Genomic DNA, 26,604 nt, shown 5'->3' on the forward strand with positions numbered 1-26,604 from the left:
CACCGATGAGCTTCGACGCCGATGAAGAAATCCTCCAGGACTTCCTGGTAGAGGCCGGCGAAATTCTTGAGCTGCTGTCCGAGCAACTGGTCGAGCTGGAGAGCCGGCCGGATGACATGGACCTGCTCAATGCCATCTTCCGTGGTTTCCACACGGTCAAGGGTGGCGCCGGCTTCCTCCAGCTCAATGAGCTGGTGGAGTGCTGTCACATCGCGGAGAACGTCTTCGACATCCTGCGCAAGGGTGAGCGGCGGGTCACCGCCGAGCTGATGGACGTGGTCCTGCAGGCGCTGGATGCGGTCAACGAAATGTTCAGTCAGGTGCGCGAACGCACCGAGCCGACCCCGGCCACTCCCGAGCTGCTGGCCGCGCTGGCACGCCTGGCCGAACCGGAGAGCGCCGACGAGCAGGCTGCCGAGCCTGAGCCCGAGCCGGTGGCCGAAGCGGCACCCGGTGGCGATATCACCGACAGCGAGTTCGAGCAACTGCTCGATGCCATCGGCGACCAGCCGGCTGCCGAGACTCCCGCCGCAGGCGGTGGCGACGAGATCACCGATGACGAGTTCGAGGCGCTGCTCGACCAGCTGCACGGCAAGGGCAAGTTCGCCGGTGCGGCCGAAGAGGCCCCGGTAGCCAAAGCGGCGGCCCCGGCTGCTGCATCCGCTGCTGACGAGATCACCGACGACGAGTTCGAGGCACTGCTCGACCAGCTGCACGGCAAGGGCAAGTTCGCCGGCGCGGTGGAAGAGCCCCCCGCAGCCAAAGCGGCAGCTCCTGCTGCTCCGGCTGCGGCGAGCGGTGGCGACGAGATCACCGATGACGAGTTCGAGGCGCTGCTCGACCAGTTGCATGGCAAGGGCAAGTTCGCCGGCGCCGTGGAAGAGGCGCCTGCAGTCAAAGCGGCGACCTCGACGCCTGCAGCCAAGAAGGTGGAGCCGGCTAAGCCCGTGGCTGCCAAACCCGCAGCCAAGTCCGAGCCCGCCAAACCGGCACCTGCCGCTGCGGCCGCCGCCCCCAGCGAGGCGGAAACCACGGTGCGCGTCGATACCGCACGCCTGGACGAGATCATGAACATGGTCGGCGAGCTGGTGCTGGTGCGTAACCGCCTGGTGCGCCTTGGCCTGAACAGCGGCGACGAGGCCATGGCCAAGGCCGTGTCCAACCTCGATGTGGTCACCGCGGACCTGCAGACCTCGGTCATGAAGACCCGCATGCAGCCGATCAAGAAGGTCTTCGGCCGCTTCCCGCGCCTGGTTCGCGACCTGGCGCGCAACCTGAAGAAAGAGATCAATCTGGAGCTGGTCGGCGAAGAAACCGACCTCGACAAGAACCTGGTCGAGGCCCTCGCCGACCCGCTGGTGCACCTGGTGCGCAACGCCGTCGACCATGGCATCGAGAGCCCCGAGGAACGCGAGGCCGCCGGCAAGGCGCGCGCTGGCCGCGTGGTGCTGTCGGCCGAGCAGGAGGGCGACCACATCCTGTTGTCGATCTCCGACGACGGCAAGGGCATGGACCCGGAGATCCTCCGCGCCAAGGCGGTGGAGAAGGGGCTGCTGGACAAGGACGCGGCCGATCGCCTGAGCGAGACCGAGTGCTACAACCTGATCTTCGCCCCGGGCTTTTCGACCAAGACCGAAATTTCCGACGTGTCCGGCCGCGGTGTCGGCATGGACGTGGTGAAGACCAAGATTTCCCAGCTCAACGGCATCATCAACGTGCACTCGGCCAAGGGCCAGGGCTCGAAGATCGTCATCAAGGTGCCGCTGACCCTGGCGATCATGCCGACCCTGATGGTGATGCTGGGCAACCAGGCCTTCGCTTTCCCGCTGGTCAACGTCAACGAGATCTTCCACCTCGACCTGTCGCGCACCAACGTGGTGGACGGCCAGGAAGTGGTCATCGTGCGCGACAAGGCGCTGCCGCTGTTCTACCTCAAGCGCTGGCTGGTCAATGGCGCGGTCGACGAGGAACAGCGCGAGGGGCACGTGGTCATCCTCACCGTCGGCAGTCAGCGCATCGGCTTCGTGGTCGACCAGCTGGTGGGCCAGGAGGAGGTGGTGATCAAGCCGCTGGGCAAGATGCTGCAGGGCACCCCGGGCATGTCCGGCGCTACCATTACCGGTGACGGGCGCATCGCCCTGATTCTCGACGTGCCGAGCATGCTCAAGCGCTACGCGCGTCGTATCTGATCGTTCGCGGCTGGCTCGGCCAGTCGCTCTGGAGTGTTTATGGCAGTCAAGGTCCTGGTGGTGGATGATTCCGGCTTTTTCCGCCGCCGGGTCTCGGAGATTCTCTCCGCCGACCCCAATATCCAGGTGGTTGGTACCGCCACCAACGGTCGCGAGGCCATCGATCAGGCGCTGGCGCTGAAGCCGGACGTGATCACCATGGACTACGAGATGCCGATGATGGATGGCATCACGGCAGTCAAGAACATCATGCAGCGCTGCCCGACCCCGGTACTGATGTTCTCCTCGCTGACTCACGAGGGCGCCCGCGTCACCCTCGATGCGCTGGATGCCGGCGCGGTGGACTACCTGCCGAAGAACTTCGAGGACATCTCGCGCAACCCCGAGAAGGTCAAGGCGCTGTTGTGCGAGAAAGTCCATACCATCGCCCGCAGCAACCGGCGTTACAGCACTTTCAGCACTCCTGCGGCCAGCCCGGCGCCGGCTGCCGCGACCCAGGCAACAGCGCGTAGTAGCGCCACACCCGTCGCGGCCCCTGCCAGCCGGCCCAGCGCGGCACCGGCGACTCCGGCTCAGGGTGCGGCGCCAAAGCGCAAGTCCTACAGACTGGTGGCCATCGGTACTTCCACTGGTGGCCCGGTGGCCCTGCAGCGCGTACTGACCCAGCTGCCGGCCAATTTTCCGGCGCCCATCGTGCTCATCCAGCACATGCCGGCAGCCTTTACCAAGGCTTTCGCCGAGCGTCTGGATAAACTGTGCCGGATCAGTGTGAAGGAAGCCGAGGATGGCGATGTGCTGCGTCCTGGCCTGGCCCTGCTGGCGCCCGGCGGCAAGCAGATGATGGTCGATCCGCGCGGTGCGGTGCGCATCCTGCCGGGTGATGAGCGTCTCAACTACAAACCCTGCGTCGACATCACCTTCGGTTCGGCGGCCAAGTCGTTCAGCGACAAGGTGCTGGCCGTGGTGCTCACCGGCATGGGTGCCGATGGCCGCGAGGGTGCGCGCCTGCTCAAGCAGAGCGGCAGCCAGGTATGGGCCCAGGACGAGGCCAGCTGCGTGATCTATGGCATGCCCATGGCGGTGGTCAAGGCCAACCTGGCCGACGCCGTGTACGGCCTCGACGAGATCGGCCGGCACCTGGCCGAGGCCTGCATCTGATGGATGTACTCAGCCTCATCGGCGTCATCCTCGCCTTCGTCGCCATCATCGGCGGCAACTACCTGGAGGGCGGGCATGCCGGCGCGTTGATCAACGGCCCCGCGGCGCTGATCGTGATCGGCGGAACCCTGGGCGCGGCCTTCATCCAGGCGCCGATGGCGGTTTTCAAGCGCGCGCTGGCGATCCTGCGCTGGATCATCTTCCCGCCGCGCATCGACCTGGCCGGTGGCATCAACAGCGTGGTGGCCTGGAGCATGACCGCGCGCAAGGAGGGGCTGCTGGGCCTCGAGTCGGTGGCCGACATCGAGGCCGACCCCTATGCGCGCAAGGGCCTGCAGCTGCTGGTGGACGGCGCTGAGCCGGAGGCCATCCGCAGCATCCTCGAGGTCGACCTGTATACCCAGGAAGCCCGTGACATTCAGGCGGCCAAGGTCTACGAGAGCATGGGCGGCTATGCACCGACCATCGGTATCATCGGTGCGGTGATGGGCCTGATCCACGTGATGGGCAACCTGGCCGACCCGAGCAAGCTCGGCAGCGGTATCGCCGTAGCCTTCGTCGCCACCATCTACGGCGTGGCCTTCGCCAACCTGCTGCTGCTGCCGGTGGGCAACAAGCTCAAGGCCATTGCCATGCGTCAGTCGCGTTATCGCGAGATGCTGCTGGAAGGCATCCTGTCCATCGCCGAGGGTGAGAACCCCCGTTCCATCGAGCTGAAGCTGCAAGGCTTCATGGACTGACGGGGTAGGGCGCATGGCCCGGCGGCGCAATCACGAAGAGCACGAGAATCACGAACGCTGGCTGGTGTCCTACGCGGACTTCATCACCCTGCTGTTCGCTTTCTTCGTGGTGATGTACTCGATCTCCTCGATCAACGAAGGCAAGTACAAGGTGCTGTCGGAGAGCCTGGTCGGGGTGTTCAGCGAGCCGGAGCGGGCGATCAAGCCGATTCCCATCGGCGACGAGAAGCCGCGCACCACCGAGCCCGATCGCTCGATGATCGAGGACAATCCCAACGGCAGCGCCAGCGAGGAGGTGAGCGACCCACTGCAGGAGATCGCCTCCAGCATGCGCGATGCCTTCGGCGACCTGATCGCCTCCGAGCAGCTGACCGTGCGCGGCAACGAGCTGTGGGTGGAAATCGAGCTGAACTCCAGCCTGCTGTTCCCCAGCGGCGACGCAGTGCCTAACGAGACGGCTTTCGCCTTGATCGAGAAGGTGGCGAAGATCCTTGCGCCCTACGAGAACCCGATTCACGTAGAAGGCTTCACAGACAACCTGCCGATCAATACCGCGCAGTTCCCCAGTAACTGGGAGCTGTCCACCGCGCGGGCGGCCAGCATAGTGCGGATGTTGGCGATGGACGGGGTCAACCCTGGGCGTCTGGCAGCGGTCGGCTATGGCGAGTTCCAGCCGGTGGCCGACAATGCCACCGAGGAGGGGCGCTCTCGCAATCGCCGGGTGGTGCTGGTGATCTCGCGCAATCTCGACGTTCGGCGCAGTATCAGCGGGGTCGGCAGTGCCAAGGCCCAGGCGGACCCGGCACTGCAGCGGGCTGGCACGCAATCTGCACCGCCAGCTCCTGTGGCGGCGCCGGTGACCGGTCCCGCCAATATTTCGACGCCTGCGCCATGAGGCGCCTATCAGTTCTCGGTAAGGCATGACCGCGCCGGGAGGACGATGACGATGAAAGTCTGGGCAGTAGCCAATCAAAAAGGTGGGGTCGGCAAGACCACCACGTCCATCGCCCTGGCGGGCCTGCTGGCCGATGCGGGCAAGCGCGTGGTGGTGGTCGACCTCGATCCGCACGGGTCGATGACCAGCTATTTCGGCCACGATCCGGATGCCCTGGAGCACAGCAACTACGACCTGTTCCTGCACCAGGGCAATGTACCGCGGGGGCTGCCGGCCAGCCTGCTGCTGCCGACCAGCCACGAGAGCATTGCCTTGCTGCCGTCCAGCACCGCGCTGGCCACCCTGGAGCGCCAGTCGCCGGGGCAGAGCGGTCTGGGGCTGGTCATCGCCAAAAGCCTGGCGCAGCTGTGGGACAAGTTCGATCACGCCATCATCGACAGTCCGCCGTTGCTCGGCGTGCTGATGGTCAATGCCCTGGCTGCCAGCCAGCAGCTGGTGATTCCGGTACAGACCGAGTTCCTCGCCGTGAAGGGCCTGGAGCGCATGGTCAACACCCTCAACATGGTCAACCGCTCGCGCAAGCAGGCCTTGCCCTACACCATAGTGCCGACCCTGTTCGACCGCCGTACTCAGGCCTCGCTGAACACCCTGCGGGTGCTGCGCAACGCCTATCCCGAGCACCTGTGGCAGGCCTACATCCCGGTCGACACCCGCCTGCGCGATGCCAGCCGTGCTGGGCTCACGCCCTCGCAGTTCGACGGCAACAGCCGTGGCGTGATCGCCTATCGTGCGCTGCTCAAGCATTTGCTGGCCGGCCAGCCGACCGCTCAGGTAGCCTGAGGGAGCCGGCTATGCTCAACAAACCGGTTCAAGTCAGCGCCCAGACCTGCCGATAGGCTGTACAGACCTCTTTCGTGGAACGCCCTATGAGTCGCACCGCCGTCCCCGCCACCCGCTCCCAGCAGGCCCTGCAGTCCTATCTGGACGCCCTGCTGCAGGAGGCGGCTGCCGAGCTGGAACAGAGCGTCGACATCGATGAATTCGAGGCCGCGGTGCTCGAGGAGCAGGTGCGCGACGCACGCCGCGACGAGCCGCGCCCGGTCCTGGCCCGCCCCCTGGCGCTGGCCGAGGCCAGGCCTCCGGTGCTGCCGACTATCGAGCTGCCCATGCCGATGGTGCAGGAACCCGCCGCACCGGTGGTCCAGGTTGTCGAGCCGCAGCCGACCATGGTGCAAGCGGAGCGTCCGGCTGCCGCAGTGAGTTTCGATGGCCGGCCGAGCTGGGCCGAGGAGCCGTTCGAGTGCCTGCTGTTCGACGTCGCCGGCCTGACCCTGGCGGTACCGCTGGTGTGCCTGGGCAGCATCTACCCGCTGGCGGGCGCCGAGTTGACCCCGCTGTTCGGCCAGCCGGACTGGTTCCTCGGCATATTGCCGTGCCAGGCCGGCAACCTGAAGGTACTGGATACCGCGCGCTGGGTGATGCCCGAGCGCTACCGCGATGATTTCCGTGAGGGCCTGCAGTACGTGATCTCCGTCGAGGGCTACGAATGGGGCCTGGCGGTGCACCAGGTCAGCCGCTCGATCCGCCTGCAGCCGAGCGAGATCAAGTGGCGCAGCCAGCGCTCGCAACGCCCGTGGCTGGCCGGTACGGTGATCGAACACATGTGCGCGCTGCTGGACGTCTCGGCCTTGGCCGAGTTGATCGCCAGCGGCGCCACGCGCAACGGGGCAGCCCGCCCGCACTGAAGCGGCCGGCGCTCTATAGTTAACGACAAGCGGGCTCACCCGCGAACGCCGCCGAGGGCGGCAATCAGACCGAGGCTAGGGACATGAAGAAAACGTCAGCGCAAGGTTCCGAAGATCCTATCCTGCAGTGGGTAACCTTCCGCCTAGATAACGAGACCTATGGCATCAACGTGATGCAGGTGCAGGAAGTCCTGCGCTACACCGAGATCGCTCCGGTTCCGGGCGCGCCGGCCTATGTGCTGGGCATCATCAACCTGCGTGGTAACGTGGTCACGGTGATCGACACCCGCCAGCGCTTCGGGCTGTCGCCGGCGCCGGTGACCGACAACACCCGCATCGTCATCATCGAGGCGGACAAGCAGGTGGTGGGCATCCTGGTCGACAGCGTCGCCGAAGTGGTCTACCTGCGCCAGTCTGAGGTCGAGACCGCGCCGAACGTAGGCAACGAGGAGTCGGCCAAGTTCATCCAGGGCGTTTGCAACAAGAACGGCGAACTGCTCATCCTGGTCGAACTGGACAAGATGATGTCCGAGGAAGAGTGGTCCGAGCTGGAGAGCATCTGACCCATGCTGGAGATCGCGGTGGCCGTGCTCGGCCTGTTCTGCGTGCTGCTCGCAGGCTTCTGCTATCAGCTGTCGCTGAAGCTGCGCCAGCAGGCCGAGCTGCAGAAGGAGCGTGACGCCCTCCGCGATCAGCGGCTCAAGGAGGTGAGCCGGCGCCTGGATGCCTACCTGACCGGCAGCATCCGCATGGGCGAGGAGCTGCACGAGCTGCGCCGCATCGTCGCGCCACTGCCCGACAAGCTCAGCCAGATGGAGCAGCGCGATCCCTCCAGCCTGTCCTTCACCCAGGCCGCGCGCCTGGTGGGGATGGGCGCCAGCGTCGACGACCTGACCCACTCCTGCGGCCTCAGCCAGGCCGAGGCCGAGCTGGTCAGTCGCTTGCACCAGGCGCAGAAGCAGCGCGGCTGAGCTGCCTTACTCCCTTCCGTTCTTACCTTCCCGGTGGCCCGCGCTATTGATTCCAAGCGCGGCGCACCCCTCTACCTAAGCTGAATGCATGGGGCCGGCTTCCGAGGAGGTCCACCATGCGTTTTGCACTGATGTTGCTGTTGTGCCTGGTCGTGCCGAATCTGGAGGCCAGCGAGGCGCCGCTGGAAGTCAGGGGGGCCACCACGGTGAACGCGGCGCAGGCGCGCCAGCTCTACGAGCTTGGCGTGCTGTTCATCGATGTACGGCCGGCCCGCGAGTGGAGCTGGGGCCACGTGCATGGTGCCCTGCACATGGCGCTGGACGGGCGTTTCGCCGACCTGGCCCAGCCTGACTGGCCGCGTGGCATGCCGATGGTGCTGTACTGCGACAGCGAGGTCTGCCCGCAGGGCGCCGAGGCCGCGCGCCGCGCCGTGGGCTGGGGCTATCAGCAGGTGTACTACTTCCGCTCCGGCTACTTCGCCTGGCAGTTGCTGGACTTTCCCCAGGGCAAGGGCAGCGCCGGCGAGCTGATCGCCTTCATTCCCGGGGCGCCGCCAACAGCGGCGGGGCCGGACTGACCCGGTCTGGCGTGACGTCGCGCTCCGCCGGATCCTCGACGAAACCGTCCGGGCGCTTGCCCTTCAGGTACCAGGCGAAGGCGATGATCTCGGCAATGCTGCGGTACAGCGGCTCGGGGATCGCATCGCCCAGTTCCAGGCGAGCCAGCAGGCGTACCAGCTCGGCATTCTCGTAGATCGGCACCTCGTACTCGCGGGCGATGGCCAGGATGGCTTCCGCCAGTTCATCGTCGCCCTTGGCGGTCAGGCTGGGAGCGCTGGCGCCGTCGTAGGAGAGGGCGATGGCCTGGCGTGGTGCTTTGTGCTTCATGCGGTCTCGTCCACCCAGCGCTGTTCCAGATGAGTCTTCGGCCCTTGTGGCGGCATGCCCTGGCGACAGCTCAGCTCGCCGACCTCCAGGCCGGAGCCCTGCAGGCGCTGGCGCAGGTTGTCCAGTTCGCGGTCGATCAGCTGCGCGGTGTCGGCACGCTCGGCCCACAGCTGGCTGGACAGACTGCCGCGCAGCAGCTGTGCCTGCACCTGCAGCGGCCCCAGGGGATCGAGGTCGAAAGCCAGCTCGATGCGCCACAGGGTTTCCTTCTGCTCCTTGCCGCCCTGCGCGCCGGACTCCTCGCGCTGCAGCTTGACCTGCAGGGGTACCACGTCCTGCTGGTTGCGCATCGGCAGCTCCAGCTGCCAGGTGGTCAGCAGGTTGCCTTCCGGGGTCACCTGGGTCTGCGCCAGGCTCGACAGCTGGTGGGTCTGCAGGCGCGACACGGCGGCCGCGGCCAGCTTGAGCAGGGTTTCCAGGTCGGCCTCTTCGTCCATTGACTGCAGCAGGCGCGAGGGCAGGGGGAAGCTCATGGCCTGCTGCCGCAGGCTGGCCTGGCCGAGTGCGCCCAGGGCATTGCGGACGAAGCTGGGCAGGGCCTGCGCCAGGGCATTGCCGGCGTTGGCCGAGGGTAGGGCAGCACTGCCAGGCAGGCTGGGCAGCAGCTGGGCGACCAGGCGCAGCAGGTTGGCCTTGAGATCCTGCGGCAGCTGCTGGGTCTGGCCGCCGAGCAGCTTGGCTTCGAGGAACACGCCGCTCTGCTCCATGGCCTTGGCCAGGCCGTCGGCGCTACCCAGCTGCTTGCCGTCGGGCAGCAGGCCGAGCAGCTTGTCGATGCTGGCGCGCAGTTCGGTCGGCAGGCCATCCTGCCGGGCCATGCCCTGTAGGCCCTTGAACAGGCCCTCCAGCGAGCCCTGGCGACCTTGCTGGGCCGCCAGTTGCTGGCCCAGCACCAGTTGGTCCAGTCGGCCGCTCAGGGGCAGGAATCCGAGGCTCTGGCTGCCTTGTACCTGAGCGGTGAGCAGGCTGCCCAGCGGCAGCGGCAATGGCGTCTCCACGCTCAGCTTGCTGCCGGCCAGTGGCGTGTTGAGCAGGTTGACCACCACCCGGTACAGGGCCTGCTGGGCCTTGAGTTGGGCGATCTGTTCACGGGCCTCGACCTTGCCCTGCAGCAGGGTGCCGACCGGCAGCTGCTCCAGGTCCAGGCTGGTCAGCAGCTTGCTGTCGCCGCCCTGCAGGGCCAGCGCCAGGCGTGTTTCCGACAGCGCGGTGACGGTCAGCGCGGTGCCCTGGGCCAGTGGCCGTGGGCTGCTGGCCTGCAGGGTGGCCTGCTTGCCGCTGTCCAGTGTCAGCTTGAGCAGCAGCTGGAAGCTTTGCGCGGTTTCCTTGGCCGCCAGCACCTCGGCCTTGGCGGTCTCGCCGGCGGCCAGCAGGCCTTCCAGGGGCTGCAGCAGCTTCACCGCCAGGTCGGCGGCGCTGACCTGGGCGGGGCGCACGGCCGCTGGCGTCGCGGGGAGCGGGCGAGGACTGCTGATTTCTGCCATGGCCGGGTTACACCCTGTCAAAAAGCCGGCTTCGGAGGGTGAAGCCCGGCATGTATAATGCTGCCCCGTTCGGGCTGGCTATGCGGTCAACTTGCCACAGTATAGCGGCCAGCCCCCCTCCGACTTGAACCCCTGCGGGACGCCATGCAGTGACCAGTCCACGACTCCAAGCCGTTGCCCTCGCCTGCGAGCGGGACTGGCGCCTGCTCTTCGACGGCCTGGAACTGGACCTCGCCGGTGGCACCCTGCTGCAGGTGGCCGGGCCCAACGGCAGCGGCAAGACCAGCCTGCTGCGCCTGCTCGCTGGGCTGATGCAGCCGACCGCTGGCGAAGTGCTGCTAAACGGCAAGCCGCTGGCCCGCCAGCATGGCGAGCTTGGCCGCAGCCTGCTGTGGATCGGCCATGCCGCCGGGATCAAGGGCCTGCTCACCGCCGAGGAAAACCTGGCCTGGCTCTGCGCCCTGCACCAGCCGGCCCCCCGCGAGGCGATTTGGCAGGCGCTGGAGGCGGTGGGCCTGCGCGGCTTCGAGGATGTGCCCTGTCACACCCTGTCTGCCGGTCAGCAGCGCCGCGTGGCCCTGGCCAGGTTGTACCTGGGGGCGCCGCCGCTGTGGATTCTCGACGAACCTTTCACCGCCCTCGATAAGCAGGGCGTGGCGCAGCTGGAGGCCCATCTGGCGGCGCATTGCGAGCAGGGTGGCCTGGTGGTGCTGACCACCCACCACAGCCTGCAGCAGACCCCCTCCGGTTATCGGGTACTCGACCTGGGGCAGCGCAGCGAATGAACAACGTCTTCCTCCTGCTGCTGGCCCGCGAGTCGCGCCTGCTGTTCCGTCGCCCGGCCGAGCTGGCCAACCCGCTGGTGTTCTTCGCCATCGTCATCGCCCTGTTCCCGCTGGCGGTCGGCCCGGAGACCAATCTGTTACAGACCTTGTCGCCGGGGCTGATCTGGGTTGCGGCGCTGCTGGCCGTGCTGCTCTCGCTGGACGGGCTGTTCCGCAGCGATTTCGAGGATGGCTCGCTGGAGCAGTGGGTCCTTTCGTCGCACCCGCTGCCCCTTCTGGTCCTGGCCAAGGTGCTGGCACACTGGCTGTTCTCGGGGTTGGCCCTGGTGCTGCTGGCGCCGTTGCTGGCGCTGATGCTCGGCCTGCCGGGGCGCTGCCTGCCGGTACTGCTGCTGTCGCTGCTGCTCGGCACCCCGGTGCTCAGCCTGCTCGGCGCAGTAGGCGCGGCGCTGACTGTTGGTCTCAAGCGCGGTGGCCTGCTGCTGGCGCTGTTGATACTGCCGCTGTACATCCCGGTGCTGATCCTCGGCAGCGGGGCGCTGCAGGCGGCTCTGCAAGGATTGCCGGCGACCGGCCACCTGTTGTGGCTGGCCAGCCTGACCGCCCTGGCGGTCACCCTGACACCCTTTGCAATCGGCGCCGGGCTGAAGATCAGCGTCGGCGAATAACCAAGAGTTGGCGTGAAGATGAAGTGGACTTGGTTCCATCAATGGGGTTCGCCCAAGTGGTTCTACGAACGTAGCGGCCGCTGGCTGCCGTGGCTGGCCGCCGCCGCCGTTCTGCTGCTGGTGGTCGGCATCGTTTGGGGCCTGGCCTTCGCGCCACCGGAGAAGTACCAGGGCAACAGCTACCGGATCATCTACATCCACGTGCCGGCGGCCTTCCTTGCCCAGTCCTGCTACCTGCTGATGGCGGTGGCCGGACTGGTCGGCCTGGTGTGGAAGATGAAGCTGGCCGACGTGGCCCTGCAGCAGGCCGCGCCGATCGGCGCCTGGCTGTGCTTCGTCGCGCTGGTCACCGGGGCCATCTGGGGCAAGCCGACCTGGGGCACCTACTGGGTGTGGGACGCGCGCCTGACCTCGATGCTGATCCTGCTGTTCCTCTATTTCGGCATCATCGCCCTGGGCAACGCCATCTCCAATCGTGACAGCGCGGCCAAGGCCTGCGCCGTGCTGGCGCTGGTCGGCGCAGTGAACATCCCGATCATCCAGAAGTCGGTGGAGTGGTGGAACACCTTGCACCAGCCGGCCACCTTCAAGGTCACCGGCAAGGCCAGCATGAGCATGGAGATGTGGCTGCCGCTTCTGCTCTGCGTACTCGGTTTCTACTGCTTCCTCGGCGCCGTGCTGCTCTATCGCATGCGCACCGAGGTGCTCAAGCGCGAGGCCCGCAGCAGCTGGGTGCGTGCCGAAGTGGCAAGGCTGGTGGAGGGCAGGGCATGAGCTTCGAATCCTTCGGCGATTTCCTCGCCATGGGCAACCATGGCCCCTACGTGTGGTCGGCCTACGCCATCAGCCTGGCGGTGCTGGCGCTGAACGTGGTGCTGCCGATCCTCGCGCGTCGACGTTATCTGCAAGACGAGGCGCGCCGTTTGCGCCGGGAGAAGCAACAGTGAACGCGGTCCGCAAGAAACGCCTGTATATCGTTCTGGCCATCCTGGTCGGCGTCTCCGCCGCCGTCGCCCTGGCGCTGACGGCGCTGCAGGAGAACATCAACCTGTTCTACACCCCGACCCAGATCGCCAATGGCGAGGCGCCCCAGGATACCCGCATCCGCGCCGGCGGCATGGTGGCCAAGGACTCGGTCAAGCGTTCCGCCGACTCGTTGGACGTCGAGTTCGTGGTCACCGACTTCGCCAAGAATGTGACCATCCGCTACCGCGGCATCCTGCCGGACCTGTTCCGCGAGGAACAGGGCATAGTCGCCCTCGGCAAGCTGGGCGCGGACGGCGTTCTGGTGGCCGACGAGGTGCTGGCCAAGCACGACGAGAACTACATGCCGCCGGAAGTGACCAAGGCGCTCAAGGAGAGCGGTAAGCTGCCGGCCGACGCTGAGGTCAAGCCATGACTGCCGCTTTGATGATTCCGGAGCTGGGCCACCTGGCCCTGATCCTCGCCCTGTGTCTGGCCGTGGTGCAGTCGAGCCTGCCGCTGGTCGGCGCCTGGCTGGGCGACCGCCAGTGGATGGGCCTGGCCCAACCGGCGGCCTGGGGCCAGTTCGCCATGCTGGCCTTCGCCTTCGCCTGCCTGACCTGGGCCTTCATGGCCGACGACTTCTCCGTGGCCTACGTGGCGCAGAACTCCAACAGCGCCTTGCCCTGGTACTACAAGTTCAGCGCCGTGTGGGGCGCTCACGAGGGCTCGCTGCTGCTGTGGGCACTGATCCTGGCCGGCTGGACCTTTGCCGTGGCGATTTTCTCGCGCCAGCTGCCGGACGAGATGCTGGCACGCGTGCTGGCCGTGATGGGCATGATCAGCGTCGGCTTCCTGCTGTTTCTGATCATCACCTCCAACCCCTTCGCGCGCCTGCTGCCCAACAGTCCGGCCGATGGCCGTGACCTGAACCCGTTGCTGCAGGACTTCGGCCTGATCGTCCACCCGCCGATGCTGTATATGGGCTATGTCGGCTTCTCGGTGGCCTTCGCTTTCGCCATCGCCGCCTTGCTCGGCGGTAAGCTGGACGCCGCCTGGGCGCGCTGGTCGCGGCCCTGGACCATAGTCGCCTGGGCCTTCCTCGGTGTCGGTATCGCCCTCGGCTCCTGGTGGGCCTACTACGAGCTGGGCTGGGGCGGCTGGTGGTTCTGGGACCCGGTAGAGAACGCCTCGTTCATGCCCTGGCTGGTCGGCACCGCGCTGATCCACTCCCTGGCGGTGACCGAGAAACGTGGCGTGTTCAAGAGCTGGACCGTGCTGCTGGCCATCGCCGCGTTTTCCCTGAGCCTGCTCGGCACCTTCCTGGTCCGCTCCGGTGTGCTCACCTCGGTGCATGCCTTCGCCAACGACCCCGAGCGCGGCGTGTTCATCCTGGTGTTCCTGCTGATCGTGGTTGGCAGTTCGCTGGCGCTGTTCGCCCTGCGCGCACCGGTGGTCAAGAGCCAGGTCGGCTTTGCCCTGTGGTCGCGCGAGACCCTGTTGCTGGGCAACAACCTGGTTCTGGTGGTGTCGGCTGCCATGATTCTGCTCGGCACCCTCTATCCGCTGGTGTTGGATGCCCTGACCGGCGCCAAGCTGTCGGTTGGCCCGCCGTATTTCAACGCGCTGTTCGTGCCGCTGATGGCGCTGCTGATGCTGGTCATGGCGGTCGGCGTGCTGGTGCGCTGGAAGGACACGCCGGTGCAGTGGCTACTCGGCATGCTCACCCCGGTGCTGGTCGGCGCCGTGATCCTCGGCTTCATCGCCAGCTGGGCTTTCGGCGACTTCCACTGGAGCGTGCTGGCGGTGTTCCTGCTGGCCTTCTGGGTGCTGCTGGCCGGCGTCCGCGACCTGCTCGACAAGTGTCGGCACAAGGGCCTGTTCAAGGGCATGCGCAGCCTCTCCAGCAGCTACTGGGGGATGCATCTGGCACACCTGGGGATGGCCGTTTGCGCCATCGGTGTGGTGCTGGTCAGCCATAGCAGTGCCGAGCGCGACCTGCGCCTGGCGCCGGGCGAGTCGCTGGAGCTGGGCGGCTATCGGTTCGTCTTCGAAGGCGCCGAGCATTTCGAAGGCCCCAACTTCACTTCGGACAAAGGCACCGTACGCGTGCTGGAGGACGGCGAGGAAGTCGCCGTGCTGCACCCGGAGAAGCGTCTGTACACCGTGCAGCAGATGCCGATGACCGAGGCCGGCATCGACGCCGGCTTCACCCGCGATCTCTACGTCGCCCTCGGCGAGCCGCTGGAGAATGGCGCCTGGGCCGTGCGCGTGCACATCAAGCCCTACGTACGCTGGATCTGGCTGGGTGGTCTGATGATGGGCCTGGGCGGCCTGCTGGCGGCCTTCGACCCGCGCTACCGGGTCAAGGTACGTACCCGCGTGCGTGACGTTCTCGGCCTGAAGGAGGCTGCAGCATGAAACGCCTGATCCTGTTGCTGCCGCTGGCGCTGTTCCTGGGCATGGCACTGTTTCTCTATCGCGGCCTGTTCCTCGATCCGCAGGAGCTGCCCTCGGCGCTGATCGACAAGCCGTTGCCGGCCTTCAGCCTGCCCGACCTGAAGGACGAGCAGCGCCTGATCACCGAGAAGGACCTCAAGGGGCCGGCCTTGGTCAACGTCTGGGCCACCTGGTGCCCGACCTGCAAGGCCGAGCACCAGATGCTCAACCAGCTGGCCAAGGCTGGCGTGGTGATCCATGGCGTCAACTACAAGGACGACAGCGTGGCCGCGCGCCAGTGGCTCAAGGACTATCTCGATCCCTATCAGGTCAATGTCGCCGACCCGCAAGGCTCGCTGGGCATCAACCTGGGCGTGTATGGCGCGCCCGAGACCTTCCTCATCGATGCCCAGGGCATCATCCGCCACAAGTACGTGGGCGCCATCGATGAGCGCGTCTGGCGCGAGGAACTGGCGCCGCGCTACCAGGCGCTGCTGGAGGACCAGCCGTGAAACGCCTGCTGATCGCCTGCCTGCTCGGCCTCTCCCTAGTCGGCGTGGCCCGCGCCGCCATCGACACCTACGAGTTCAAGGACGAGGTCGAGCGTGAGCGTTTCCGCAGCCTCACCGAGGAGCTGCGCTGCCCCAAGTGCCAGAACCAGAACATCGCCGACTCGAATGCGCCGATTGCCACCGACCTGCGCCGCGAGATCTACCGCATGCTCGACGAGGGGCGCAGCGACAAGGAGATCGTCGATTTCCTGGTCATGCGTTATGGCGACTTCGTGATGTACAAGCCGCCGCTGGACAGCCGCACCTGGCTGCTCTGGTACGGCCCCTTCGGCCTGCTGGGCCTGGGCGCCGTCGTGCTCTGCGTGCTGGTGCTGCGCCGGCGCAAGGTCGAGCGGGCGCCCGCGCAGGTCGCCCTGAGCGCCGCCGAACGTGAGCGCCTCGACGCTCTGCTGAAAGAAAACCGGGATACCCAAGACAGATGATCGAATTCTGGCTCGCCGTCGGCCTGCTCTTGCTGGTCGGCACGGCTTTTCTGCTGATTCCCGTGCTGCGCGGCCGCCGCGCCCAGGCCGAGGAAGACCGTACCGCACTCAACGTCGCCCTGTACCAGGAGCGTCTGGCCGAACTCACCGCCCAGCGCGAGGCGGGCATCCTGACCGTCGAACAGTTCGACGCCGGCCAGGCCGAGGCTGCGCGCGAGCTGCTGGCCGATACCGAGGGCGGCAGGGGCGGGCGTATCCATCGCCTGGGCAAGGCGCTGCCGTTGCTGATGGCGCTGGCCGTGCCGGGCCTGGCCTTCGGCCTGTACTGGCAGTGGGGCGCCAGCCAGCAGCTGGCGGCCATGCAGGAGCAGCCATCGATCCAGCGCATGACCGCGCAGCTGGAGCAGGCAGTCAAGGACAATCCCGATTCTTCCGAGGCCTGGTATTTCCTCGGTCGTATCTACATGGGCGAGGGCCGTGCCGCCGAGGCGGCCAAGGCCTTCGAGCAGGTGATCCGCATCGCCGGGCGTGCGCCTGAGCTGCTCGGCCAGCTGGCCCAGGCCCGCTACTTCGCCGCCGGCAAGCAGTGGGGCGGCAAGCTGCAGGCGCTGACCGACGAGGCGCTCAAGGGCGACCCGGGCGAGGTCACCAGCCTCGGCCTGCTGGGTATCGCCGCCTTCGAGGACCAGCGCTTCGCCGATGCCGTCGACTACTGGCAGCGCCTGCTGGCGCAGATGCCGGCGGACGACCCGTCACGCGCCTCGATCCAGATTGGCATCGACCGTGCCCGTGAGCAGCTGCAGGCCGCCGGCCAGTCGCTGCCCGAGGCACCGGCGGCTCCGAGCGCGGCGGTGATCAGCGTCAGCGTCGACCTGGCGCCGGAGCTCAAGGCCAAGGTGCAGCCGGGCGATGCGGTGTTCGTCTTCGCCCGCGCCGCCTCCGGCCCGCCCATGCCGCTGGCGGTCAAGCGCCTGACCGTGGCGGATCTGCCGGCCAAGATCGAGCTCAGCGATGCCGACGCGATGATGGAGCAGCTCAAGCTCTCCAGCTTCCCCGAGATCCAGCTGGTCGCCCGCGTTTCGCGCAGCGGCGTGGCCACCCAGGGTGAATGGGTCGGACGCGGCCAACCGATATCCAGCAGCACCCGCGAGCCGCAACAGCTGCTGATCGACAGCCCGGAGCAGGCCCCTTGAGGCTCGCCCCGGCACTGCTGGCGCTGGCCCTGGCGGGTTGCTCCCTGCAACCCGCCATTACGCCCGGGGCGGGTGAGCCCGCACGCCAGCACAGCCATCCGCGCTACGCGCCGCCACCCGGCGGCAATGCCTACTGGGACCCGGCGCTGGGCGTGTACGTGCTCCAGGGCAGCAGCAAGCTGTATTACCGCGAGCGCGTCTACTACCGCTGGGATCGCGGCTGGAGCTGGGCCAGCAGCCCACGCGGGCCCTGGCAGCCCACCGACAGCAGCGGCGTGCCGGCCGCTCTGGGGCGCAGCCTAGGTCACTGAGCGGCGTCACTCCGCGCTCGCCCTTGGCCGCGGAAAACCCTGTGATACACTCGCGCGACTTCCCGTTTCGCCCCTTGTCACAAGGATCTCCATGCACTTCATGGCAGCGGACCGCCTCGTCCTGCGCATTTCCCGCCCGTCCTTCGCGGAGGCCTCGGCATGCGCCTGAAGTGCATCAAGCTGGCGGGCTTCAAGTCCTTCGTAGACCCCACCACCGTCAGTTTTCCCAGCAACATGGCGGCGGTGGTCGGCCCCAACGGCTGCGGCAAGTCCAACATCATCGATGCCGTGCGTTGGGTGATGGGCGAGAGTTCGGCGAAGAACCTCCGCGGCGAGTCGATGACCGACGTCATCTTCAACGGCTCCAACACCCGCAAGCCGGTGACCCAGGCCTCCATCGAGCTGATCTTCGACAACAGCGACAACTCGCTGGTGGGCGAGTACGCGGCGTTCGCCGAGATTTCCATCCGCCGCCGGGTCACCCGCGACGGGCAGAACACCTACTTCCTCAACGGCACCAAGTGCCGCCGCCGCGACATCACCGACATCTTCCTCGGCACCGGCCTGGGCCCGCGCAGCTACTCGATCATCGAGCAGGGCATGATCTCCAAGCTGATCGAGGCCAAGCCCGAGGATCTGCGGAATTTCATCGAGGAAGCCGCCGGCATCTCCAAGTACAAGGAGCGCCGCCGCGAGACCGAGAGCCGCATTCGTCGCACCCAGGAGAACCTGGCGCGCCTGACCGACCTGCGCGAAGAGCTGGAGCGCCAGCTCGAACGCCTGCACCGCCAGGCCCAGGCCGCCGAGAAGTACCAGGAATACAAGGCCGAGGAACGTCAGCTCAAGGCTCAGCTGGCGGCCCTGCGCTGGCAGACGCTGAACCTGCAGGTCGGTAGCCGCGAACAGGTGATCGGCGACCAGGAAGTGGCCTGCGAGGCCCTGGTGGCCGAGCAGCGCAGCGCCGACGCGAGCATCGAGCGCCTGCGCGACGGCCACCACGAGCTGTCCGAACGCTTCAACCAGGTGCAGGCGCGCTTCTATTCCGTGGGCGGCGACATCGCCCGGGTCGAACAGAGCATCCAGCACGGCCAGCAGCGCCTGCGCCAGCTGCAGGATGATCTCAACGAGGCCGAGCGCGCGCGTCTGGAGACCGAATCGCACCTGGGCCATGACCGCACCCTGCTGGCGACCCTGGCGGAAGAGCTGGCCATGCTCGAACCCGAGCAGGAGCTGACCAGCGCCGCCGCCGAGGAGTCCGCCGCCGCCCTGGAAGAGGCCGAGAGCGCCATGCATGGCTGGCAGGAGCAGTGGGAAGGCTTCAACCAGCGCAGCGCCGAGCCGCGCCGCCAGGCCGAAGTACAGCAGTCTCGCATCGCCCAGCTGGAGCAGAGCCTGGAGCGTCTGGCCGAGCGCCAGCGCCGCCTGGCCGACGAATTGGCCCAGTTGGCGGCCGATCCGGAAGATGCTGCCATCCTCGAGCTGGCCGAACATCTGGCCGCCAGCGAGCTGCAGCTGGAAGAGCTGCACGCCGCCGAAGCAGGCCAGGCCGAACGCCTCGAACAGTTGCGTGGCGAGCTGCAGCAGGCCACCCAGGCCCAGCAGCAGGCCCAGGGCGAGCTGCAGCGGCTGAATGGCCGCATCGCCTCGCTGGAGGCGTTGCAGCAGGCCGCGCTGAACCCGGGCAAGGGCGCCGCCGAATGGCTGCGCGAACACCAGTTGAACAACCGTCCGCGCCTGGCCGAAGGCCTGCGCGTGGAAAGCGGCTGGGAGCTGGCGGTGGAGACGGTGCTCGGTGCCGATCTGCAGGCCGTGCTGCTGGACGATTTCAATAATCTGAACCTGGGCGGTTTCGACCAGGGCGAGCTGCGTCTGGTCAATCCGCAGAACGGTGGAGGCCGCGTCGCTGGCAGCCTGCTGGACAAGGTCGAGGCCAGCATCGACCTGGCGCCCTGGCTGGGCAAGGTACGCCCGGTGGAGAGCCTCGATCAGGCCCTGGCCCAGCGCTTGCAGCTGGGCGAGGGCGAGAGCCTGATCAGCCGTGACGGCTACTGGGTCGGCCGACACTTCCTGCGTGTGCGCCGTGCCAGCGAGGCCGAGAGTGGCGTGCTCGCCCGTGGTCAGGAGCTGGAGCGCCTGCAGGGCGAGCGCGACGAACGCGAGGCGGCCCTGGCCGATCTCGAGGACAACCTGCAGCGCCTGCAGGCCGGCCAGCGCCAACAGGAAGAGGTGCGTGAGCAACAGCGCCGCCTGGTGCAGGACGAATCACGTCGCCAGGGCGAGCTGAAAGCCAGGCTTTCCGCCGGCCAGGCCAAGGCCGAGCAACTGGCGCTGCGCCGTCGCCGCTTGGAGGAAGAGCAGGAGGAGGCTGCCGAGCAGCGCGAGCTGGAGCAGGAGCAGCTGGGCGAAGCGCGCCTGGTGCTGCAGGATGCGCTGGACGCCATGGCCACCGATACCGAGCAGCGCGAGCAACTGCTGGCCACTCGCGACCAGCTGCGCGAGCGGCTCGACCGGGTGCGCCAGGAGGCGCGCCAGCACAAGGATCATGCCCACCAGCTGGCCGTGCGCCTGGGTTCGATCAAGGCTCAGCACGAGTCCACGCGCCAGGCGCTGGAGCGTCTGGAGCTGCAGTTCGAGCGCGCCATCGAGCGCCGCGAGCAGCTTTCGCTGAACCTGGAGGAGGGTGCCGCGCCGCTGGAAGAGCTGCGCATGAAGCTCGAAGAGCTGCTGGAGAAGCGCATGGGCGTGGAGGACGAGCTCAAGCTCGCCCGTCTGGCCCTGGAAGATGCCGATCGCGAGCTGCGTGATGCCGAGAAGCGGCGCAGCCAGGCCGAGCAGCAGGCGCAACTGCTGCGCGGCCAGCTGGAGCAGCAGCGCATGGACTGGCAGGGCCTCAACGTGCGGCGCAAGGCCCTGCAGGACCAGTTGCTGGAAGACGGCTACGACCTGCACGGGGTGCTCGCCACCCTGCCCAGCGACGCCAGCGAGGCAGCCTGGGACCAGCAGCTGGAGCAACTGGCCGGGCGCATCGCCCGGCTGGGCGCGATCAACCTGGCGGCGATCGACGAATACCAGCAGCAGTCCGAGCGCAAACGCTACCTGGATGCGCAGAACGCCGACCTGGTGGAGGCGCTGGAGACCCTGGAAAACGTCATCCGCAAGATCGACAAGGAAACCCGCAACCGCTTCAAGGAGACCTTCGACCAGATCAACGCCGGCCTGCAGGCGCTTTTCCCCAAGGTCTTCGGTGGCGGCCATGCCTACCTGGAGCTGACCGGCGAGGACCTGCTGGATACCGGCGTGGCGATCATGGCGCGGCCGCCGGGCAAGAAGAACAGCACCATCCACCTGCTGTCCGGCGGCGAGAAGGCGCTGACCGCGCTGGCCCTGGTGTTTGCCATCTTCAAGCTGAATCCGGCGCCGTTCTGCATGCTCGACGAAGTGGATGCGCCGCTCGACGACGCCAACGTCGGCCGCTATGCGCGGCTGGTCAAGGAAATGTCGGAGACGGTGCAGTTCATCTATATCACCCACAACAAGATCGCCATGGAGATGGCCGATCAGCTGATGGGCGTGACCATGCACGAGCCGGGCTGCTCGCGTCTGGTGGCGGTGGATGTCGAGGAGGCCATGACCCTGGTCGAGGCCTGAAAAGTCAGGAAATGCCTTGCGACGGTGCACATTTACCGTTCGTCGTGCTAGCTTAGGCCTCACTTTTGTTACACGCGAAAATCACCTGTAAAAACATACAGTTGTTCGCGTTCCAAAGGGGCAGGAAGCCCTTATTTTCATTACATTTTCATCGTTCAGGGGCTTGGGAGTTTCATGGAGCTGCGCTATTGGCTGATCGTCATTGGTGTCATCGTCATCGTCGGCATTCTGTTCGACGGCTGGCGCCGCATGCGGGGCGGTAGCGGCAAGCTGAAGTTCAAGCTCGACCATAGCTTCAGCAATCTGCCCGACGACGATGCCGACCCCGATCTGCTGGGCCCGGCGCGGGTCATCGATCGCAAGCGCGAACCCGAATTCAACGAAGCCGACATGCCCAGCATGAGCGCCAGCGAGATCAATCGCCGGCGCAACCTCGAGCCGCAGCAGGGCGACCTCAATCTGGATTCTGACGAGCCTGTGCCCACGCTGCTGACGCCGGTCGAGGAAGAGGAAGACAAGCCGGCCGCCAAACCCAAGGAACAGGCGCCGGTCGAGGAAGTGCTGGTGATCAATGTGATCGCCCGCGATGCCGAGGGCTTCAAGGGCCCGGCACTGCTGCAGAACATCCTGGAGAGCGGCCTGCGCTTCGGCGAGATGGACATCTTCCACCGTCACGAGAGCATGGCTGGCAACGGCGAAGTGCTGTTCTCCATGGCCAACGGCGTCAAGCCCGGCACCTTCGACCTGGACGACTTCGAGCTGTTCTACACCCCGGCGGTGAGCTTCTTCCTCGGCCTGCCGGGCCCGCGCCATCCGAAGCAGGCCTTCGACGTGATGATCGCCGCCGCGCGCAAGCTTGCTCACGAGCTGAACGGCGAGCTGAAGGACGACCAGCGCAGCGTGATGACCGCGCAGACCATCGAGCATTATCGCCAGCGTATCGTCGAGTTCGAGCGCAAGAAGCAGCTCGCCGGCAAACGCTAAGCGCTCCACCCCCATGCAACCCCAAGAGCAGCCTAGGCTGCTCTTGTCGTTTCTCAGGACCCAAGCCATGACCGACGCCGCCCAACGCATTGCCGAGCTCCGCGCCGAGCTGGATGAGCACAACTATCGCTACTACGTGCTGGACGAGCCGAGCGTGCCCGACGCCGAGTATGACCGTCTGTTCCGCGAGCTGCAGGCGCTGGAGGCCGAGCATCCGGAGCTGGTGACGCCGGAGTCGCCGACCCAGCGCGTCGGTGGCGAGGCGCTCAGCGCCTTCGGCGAGGTGCGCCACGAGGTGCCCATGCTCAGCCTGGGCAACGGCTTCGAGGAGGAGGACCTGCGCGCCTTCGACCGCAGCGTGCAGGGTGGCCTCGGCCTCTCTGGCGGCGACTTGTTCGGTGGCGGCGCCGAGGTGGAATACAGCTGCGAGCCCAAACTCGATGGCCTGGCCGTCAGCCTGCTGTACCGCGATGGCCAGCTGGTGCGCGGCGCCACCCGCGGCGACGGCAGCACCGGCGAGGACATCAGCGCCAACGTGCGCACCATCCGCAACGTGCCGCTGAAGCTCAAGGGCGAGGGCTGGCCGGCTGTGCTGGAAGTGCGCGGCGAGGTCTACATGCCCAGGGCCGGCTTCGACGAACTGAATGCGCGCCAGGCCGAGAGCGGCGCCAAGACCTTCGCCAACCCGCGCAATGCGGCCGCCGGCAGCCTGCGCCAGCTCGATCCGAAGATCACCGCCAGCCGCCCGCTGGAGTTCTGCTGCTACGGCGTCGGCCAGGTCAGCGGCGAGCTGCCGGCCACCCAGGTCGGCATGCTCGAACAGCTCAAGGCCTGGGGCGTGCCGATCAGCCGCGAGCTGAAGCTGGCGCGCGGCATCGAGCAGTGCCTGGCCTACTACCGCGATATCGGCGAGCGGCGCATGGCGCTGCCCTATGACATCGACGGTGTGGTATTCAAGGTCAACAACATCGAGGACCAGCAGCAGCTCGGTTTCCGCGCGCGCACCCCGCACTGGGCTCTGGCCCACAAGTTCCCCGCCCAGGAGGAGCTCACCGAGCTGCTCGATGTGGAGTTCCAGGTCGGCCGCACCGGCGCCGTCACCCCGGTGGCGCGCCTGAAACCAGTCAAGGTGGCCGGCGTCACCGTCTCCAACGCGACCCTGCACAACATGGACGAGGTCGCGCGCCTGGGCCTGATGATCGGCGACACCGTGATCATCCGCCGCGCCGGCGACGTGATCCCGCAGGTGATGCAGGTGGTGGCCGAGCGCCGCCCGACCGATGCCCGCCCGGTGCAGGTGCCCGAGCAGTGCCCGGTGTGTGGCTCGGCTGTCGAGCGCACCCAGCTGGTCAAACGCAGCAAGGGCCGCGAAACCACCAGCGAGGGCTCGGTCTATCGCTGCGTCGGTCGTCTGTCCTGCGCCGCCCAGCTCAAGCAGGCGATCATCCACTTCGCCTCGCGCCGTGCCCTGGACATCGAGGGCCTGGGCGACAAGATTGTCGAGCAGCTGGTCGATACCGGCCTGGTGGCCTCGCCGGCCGACCTCTACACCCTGACCTACGAGCAGGTGGTGGTTCTGGAAGGCTTCGCCGACCTGTCCACGCGCAACCTGCTGGCGGCAATCCGCGATAGCGCTAGACCGACCCTGGCGCGCTTCATCTATGCCCTGGGCATTCCGGACGTAGGCGAGGAGACCGCCAAACTGCTGGCCCGTGCCCTCGGCTCGCTGGCGCGCATCCGCGTGGCCCTGCCGGAAGTGCTGACCTACCTGCCGGACGTCGGCCTGGAAGTGGCCTCGGAAATTCGCAACTTCTTCGAGGACGCGCACAACCTCAAGGTCATCGATGACCTGCTGGCCCGTGGCATCGAGTTGCAGGAGGAGGGCGATCTCAGTCCCGAGTTCTCCGCCTGCGCGTCCCTGGCGGGCTTCATCGACAAGCTCAACATCCCCTTCATCGCCGCCACCGGCGCGGAGAAGCTGGCGGCCAGGTTCGGCAGTCTGCAAGGCGTGATCAACGCCGACTGGCTCGACCTGCGCCAGGTCGAGCGCCTCAACGAGAAGGCCGCCAGGTCGCTGCGCGAGTTCTTCGACATCCCGGCCAACGCCGAGCGCGCTTTGCGCATTGAGGCGCAGCTGCGCGAGTTCGGCATGCACTGGGCGAGCGAGAAGAAGGTGGTCGATGGCTTGCCGCTGGCCGGCCAGACCTGGGTGCTGACCGGCACCCTGGAAGTCATGAGCCGCGACCAGGCAAAGGAGAAGCTGGAGAGCCTGGGCGCCAAGGTGGCCGGCTCGGTGTCGGCCAAGACCACCTGCGTGGTGGCAGGGCCAGGGGCTGGCTCGAAGCTGGCCAAGGCCGGTGAGCTGGGGGTTCGCGTGCTGGACGAGGCCGCGTTCATCGACCTTCTGGCCCAACATCCGGGCTGATTAACGTGCGGCCTGATCGGTGTCTTGCACCACCAGCGTCTGCCGGCAGACGGGCTCTCTGGTCAGGCGGGGGTCACCGGCGAATTGCTGACAGAGCTTCCGTGCCCGTGCCAGTAGTTCGGCGGGGGCGCGCTCATCCACTTTCTGCCATGTCGCGTTACGCAGGTCGAGGAGGCGGAAGCCGACCCGCTCTTCGTCATAGTTGCCGTAGGTAAGCATGTCGCCTGTGCCGATATGTGTGTATTCCTTGCGCTCGATGAGCGCAGGAATCCATTCCGGCTTCAGCTCGATTTCGCCGCTCGGGCGGACTCGGTAATAGCCGATACCTTGCTGCAGTGCCTGGTCGGGGTCGGGGTCGTTGCTGCGGACGGCGGGTACCGAGAATCCCGATTCGACGAAGAAATCGCGCTGCGTGGGGGCAGACTGGAATAGCGACAGGCCATCGGGTTTGGCATCTGGAGACAGCCCGAGGTGGTCGAGAGTCGTAGGCAGAATATCGATCAGCCCGACCGGCCTGTCGACCGACAGACTCGTGCTGGAGAGCGTCGGTTTACCCTTCCGATAGACCTGCATGGCAAGCAGGACCCGGTACTGGGCGGGGAGCGTGGCATGGGTTCCGTGCCCATTGACCGACAACTGCCACCTGTTCTCATCGCTTCTTGTGCCGGCCAGGTCCAGGGCATCGGTCGAGAAGGATTCTCCATGGTCCGAAATGAAGAAGATCAGCGCATTGTCGAGACGGCCGGCAGACCTCAGTTGAGCCATGAAACGACCGAACTGCGCGTCGGCTTCGCTGACGGCTTTCAGGTAGTTGAGGTAGTACTCATCGCTGTAGACCTCAGGAGAGAAACGCTTGAAGCGTTCCTCTGCAAGAGCGCGCTTGGGAACGAATGCATAAGGCCAGTGAGCCATGCAGAAATGCACGGCAGCTAGAGCGGGGGTCTCGACAGGAATACCGACCAGTTCGGCGGCTGCACTGTCGACGAATACCGAGCCGCGGTATGCGTTGTAGGCCGCTCTGTTGTTGTGGATGTAAGGAAAGAGGTGGCGACCCAGCGAGGTCTGGCGAGCGAAGTTCAGCACGGGGGTGTCGGAGGTGGCACCGAGCATGAAATCCCCCGCACCTACGTCTGGGCCGACTATTCGGTCGAAGCCATGCTGGCCTGAGATATTGGCGAAGCGGCGTTCGTCCATCGCCAGGATGCTTTGATAGCCGAGTGTTTTCAGATACTGGGGGAGGGTCCTGTACTGCGGATCCAGGAAGCTGTCCGGAATCAGATTGAAGCGTGCCCCGTGGCGAACCGGATAGACGCCAGTCAATATGCTCATCCAGGCTGGGTAGGTATGTGCCAGGGGCGTCACCGCATCGGGGAAGATCACGGAGTCGCGCAGATAACCCTGCAGGTGTGGCGTGTAGGTGTCGCCAATCACATCCGGGCGCAGGGAGTCGAAGCCGACGATGATGACATCGGGATGAGCTCGCAGCACTCTGGGCCCGTCGTCTGTGACCAGGTTATCCGGCCAGGGCAGCCAGGCGGCCAGAACGCCTATGAGTGCCAGCGCCCACACGGGTTTGCGCAGCATCCCTCCGCCTAGTAGCAGCACCAGCCAGAGTGCGCTACCGCCCCACAAGAGGGCCCAGAGCACAGGGCCAGCCTCCTCACTGCCAGAGAAGAAGCTCTGCGGAAAGAAGCACCTGTTGGCTACCAGCGCGAGTACGACGCCCCATACCAGCAACAGGCTGTATCCGCTTCTTTCCCTGGCAAGCCAGCGTGGTGACAGCCAGCGCCAGCAACCCAGGATCAGCGCGGCGAGTAGGAGGTGCAGCAGGATGAACGCCACGGCGAACCACAGCATGTCGAAGGCGAACTGGGAGTGAAGCAGTCCGCCGGAGAAGATCGACTCATAAACCCGGGTTTTCAGCAGGATGTGCAGTTTCGGCGCACTGGTTAACAGCAGGTAGACCAGGCTGAGCAGCAGCAGGAATACCGTTCCCCCCAGCCAGAGGCGCCAGGAGGCTACGGAGCTGCCTTGATGCCTGCCGGGTTCCATCGTCATGGCCTG

Annotated in this window: 25 protein-coding genes; 22 read left to right on the forward strand and 3 right to left on the reverse strand. The window is 66.5% G+C overall.

Going from position 1 to position 26,604, the window contains the following annotated elements; all coding sequences use genetic code 11:
* The first annotated feature begins 5 nt into the window (after positions 1–5).
* The 9 genes from DMO17_RS17360 (at position 6) to DMO17_RS17400 (ending at position 8,276) form a co-directional block, all read left to right on the forward strand.
* On the forward strand, positions 6–2,189 hold the full coding sequence (locus DMO17_RS17360; RefSeq protein ID WP_110683731.1) for a chemotaxis protein CheA: 2,184 nt from the start codon (positions 6–8) through the stop codon (positions 2,187–2,189).
* Between the two features lie 39 nt (positions 2,190–2,228).
* A complete protein-coding gene (locus DMO17_RS17365; RefSeq protein WP_110683732.1) occupies positions 2,229–3,347 on the forward strand; it encodes a protein-glutamate methylesterase/protein-glutamine glutaminase in 1,119 nt (372 codons plus the stop codon).
* On the forward strand, positions 3,347–4,087 hold the full coding sequence (locus tag DMO17_RS17370) for a flagellar motor protein (RefSeq protein WP_110683733.1): 741 nt from the start codon (positions 3,347–3,349) through the stop codon (positions 4,085–4,087). Before DMO17_RS17365 ends, DMO17_RS17370 begins: the two co-directional genes overlap by 1 nt.
* Positions 4,088–4,100: 13 nt before the next feature.
* A complete protein-coding gene (gene motD, locus DMO17_RS17375) occupies positions 4,101–4,982 on the forward strand; it encodes a flagellar motor protein MotD (RefSeq protein ID WP_110683734.1) in 882 nt (293 codons plus the stop codon).
* A gap of 51 nt (positions 4,983–5,033) precedes the next feature.
* Entirely contained in the window at positions 5,034–5,822 is a 789-nt protein-coding gene (locus DMO17_RS17380; protein ID WP_110683735.1) for a ParA family protein, read from the forward strand.
* 86 nt (positions 5,823–5,908) lie between these two features.
* Positions 5,909–6,727, forward strand: coding sequence for a CheW domain-containing protein (locus DMO17_RS17385; RefSeq protein ID WP_110683736.1), 819 nt, complete (start codon positions 5,909–5,911; stop codon positions 6,725–6,727).
* An 83-nt stretch (positions 6,728–6,810) separates the two neighbouring features.
* The gene (locus DMO17_RS17390) at positions 6,811–7,290 is read left to right on the forward strand and encodes a chemotaxis protein CheW (RefSeq protein WP_110683737.1); all 480 of its coding nucleotides are present in this window, start codon (positions 6,811–6,813) and stop codon (positions 7,288–7,290) included.
* Positions 7,291–7,293: 3 nt separating this feature from the next.
* A complete protein-coding gene (locus DMO17_RS17395) occupies positions 7,294–7,698 on the forward strand; it encodes a DUF2802 domain-containing protein (protein ID WP_110683738.1) in 405 nt (134 codons plus the stop codon).
* Between the two features lie 116 nt (positions 7,699–7,814).
* Positions 7,815–8,276, forward strand: coding sequence for a rhodanese-like domain-containing protein (locus tag DMO17_RS17400; RefSeq protein ID WP_110683739.1), 462 nt, complete (start codon positions 7,815–7,817; stop codon positions 8,274–8,276).
* Here DMO17_RS17400 and DMO17_RS17405 read toward each other — a convergent pair.
* Together DMO17_RS17405 and fliK are read right to left on the reverse strand one after the other, a co-directional pair.
* A complete protein-coding gene (locus DMO17_RS17405; RefSeq protein ID WP_110683740.1) occupies positions 8,236–8,586 on the reverse strand; it encodes an EscU/YscU/HrcU family type III secretion system export apparatus switch protein in 351 nt (116 codons plus the stop codon). The two genes, DMO17_RS17400 and DMO17_RS17405, sit on opposite strands and share 41 nt — an antisense overlap.
* Positions 8,583–10,130, reverse strand: coding sequence for a flagellar hook-length control protein FliK (fliK, locus tag DMO17_RS17410; protein ID WP_110683741.1), 1,548 nt, complete (start codon positions 10,128–10,130; stop codon positions 8,583–8,585). The genes DMO17_RS17405 and fliK overlap by 4 nt, the downstream gene beginning before the upstream one ends.
* A gap of 149 nt (positions 10,131–10,279) precedes the next feature.
* On the opposite strand from fliK, the gene ccmA reads away from it, so the two are divergent.
* From ccmA to ligA, 13 genes are all read left to right on the forward strand, one after another.
* A complete protein-coding gene (ccmA, locus tag DMO17_RS17415; RefSeq protein WP_110683742.1) occupies positions 10,280–10,915 on the forward strand; it encodes a cytochrome c biogenesis heme-transporting ATPase CcmA in 636 nt (211 codons plus the stop codon).
* Positions 10,912–11,583, forward strand: a complete 672-nt coding sequence (gene ccmB / locus DMO17_RS17420; protein ID WP_110683743.1) for a heme exporter protein CcmB — start codon at positions 10,912–10,914, stop codon at positions 11,581–11,583. The genes ccmA and ccmB overlap by 4 nt, the downstream gene beginning before the upstream one ends.
* 18 nt (positions 11,584–11,601) lie before the next feature.
* Positions 11,602–12,357: a heme ABC transporter permease gene (locus tag DMO17_RS17425; protein ID WP_110683767.1), complete on the forward strand. Its 756-nt coding sequence runs from the start codon at positions 11,602–11,604 to the stop codon at positions 12,355–12,357.
* Positions 12,354–12,530: a heme exporter protein CcmD gene (gene ccmD / locus DMO17_RS17430; RefSeq protein WP_110683744.1), complete on the forward strand. Its 177-nt coding sequence runs from the start codon at positions 12,354–12,356 to the stop codon at positions 12,528–12,530. The genes DMO17_RS17425 and ccmD overlap by 4 nt, the downstream gene beginning before the upstream one ends.
* On the forward strand, positions 12,527–12,982 hold the full coding sequence (gene ccmE, locus DMO17_RS17435; RefSeq protein WP_110683745.1) for a cytochrome c maturation protein CcmE: 456 nt from the start codon (positions 12,527–12,529) through the stop codon (positions 12,980–12,982). Before ccmD ends, ccmE begins: the two co-directional genes overlap by 4 nt.
* An 11-nt stretch (positions 12,983–12,993) precedes the next feature.
* On the forward strand, positions 12,994–14,967 hold the full coding sequence (locus DMO17_RS17440; RefSeq protein WP_110683768.1) for a heme lyase CcmF/NrfE family subunit: 1,974 nt from the start codon (positions 12,994–12,996) through the stop codon (positions 14,965–14,967).
* On the forward strand, positions 14,964–15,497 hold the full coding sequence (locus tag DMO17_RS17445) for a DsbE family thiol:disulfide interchange protein (RefSeq protein ID WP_110683746.1): 534 nt from the start codon (positions 14,964–14,966) through the stop codon (positions 15,495–15,497). Before DMO17_RS17440 ends, DMO17_RS17445 begins: the two co-directional genes overlap by 4 nt.
* Positions 15,494–15,979 carry a cytochrome c-type biogenesis protein gene (locus tag DMO17_RS17450; RefSeq protein WP_110683747.1) on the forward strand — a complete coding sequence of 162 codons (486 nt, stop codon included), beginning with the start codon at positions 15,494–15,496 and terminating at the stop codon, positions 15,977–15,979. Before DMO17_RS17445 ends, DMO17_RS17450 begins: the two co-directional genes overlap by 4 nt.
* On the forward strand, positions 15,976–17,172 hold the full coding sequence (ccmI, locus tag DMO17_RS17455) for a c-type cytochrome biogenesis protein CcmI (RefSeq protein ID WP_110683748.1): 1,197 nt from the start codon (positions 15,976–15,978) through the stop codon (positions 17,170–17,172). The genes DMO17_RS17450 and ccmI overlap by 4 nt, the downstream gene beginning before the upstream one ends.
* Positions 17,169–17,483: a hypothetical protein gene (locus DMO17_RS17460; protein WP_110683749.1), complete on the forward strand. Its 315-nt coding sequence runs from the start codon at positions 17,169–17,171 to the stop codon at positions 17,481–17,483. The genes ccmI and DMO17_RS17460 overlap by 4 nt, the downstream gene beginning before the upstream one ends.
* 159 nt (positions 17,484–17,642) lie before the next feature.
* Complete coding sequence (gene smc / locus DMO17_RS17465) at positions 17,643–21,131, forward strand: chromosome segregation protein SMC (protein ID WP_110683750.1); 3,489 nt, start codon at positions 17,643–17,645, stop codon at positions 21,129–21,131.
* A gap of 174 nt (positions 21,132–21,305) precedes the next feature.
* The gene (gene zipA / locus DMO17_RS17470; RefSeq protein ID WP_110683751.1) at positions 21,306–22,115 is read left to right on the forward strand and encodes a cell division protein ZipA; all 810 of its coding nucleotides are present in this window, start codon (positions 21,306–21,308) and stop codon (positions 22,113–22,115) included.
* Between the two features lie 67 nt (positions 22,116–22,182).
* Complete coding sequence (gene ligA / locus DMO17_RS17475) at positions 22,183–24,540, forward strand: NAD-dependent DNA ligase LigA (RefSeq protein WP_110683752.1); 2,358 nt, start codon at positions 22,183–22,185, stop codon at positions 24,538–24,540.
* On the opposite strand, the gene DMO17_RS17480 is transcribed toward ligA, so the two are convergent.
* Positions 24,541–26,598 carry a sulfatase-like hydrolase/transferase gene (locus DMO17_RS17480; protein WP_181418807.1) on the reverse strand — a complete coding sequence of 686 codons (2,058 nt, stop codon included), beginning with the start codon at positions 26,596–26,598 and terminating at the stop codon, positions 24,541–24,543.
* Positions 26,599–26,604 lie beyond the last annotated feature (6 nt).

The sequence above is a fragment of the Aquipseudomonas alcaligenes genome (assembly GCF_003205495.1).
Classification (GTDB): domain Bacteria; phylum Pseudomonadota; class Gammaproteobacteria; order Pseudomonadales; family Pseudomonadaceae; genus Aquipseudomonas; species Aquipseudomonas alcaligenes_B.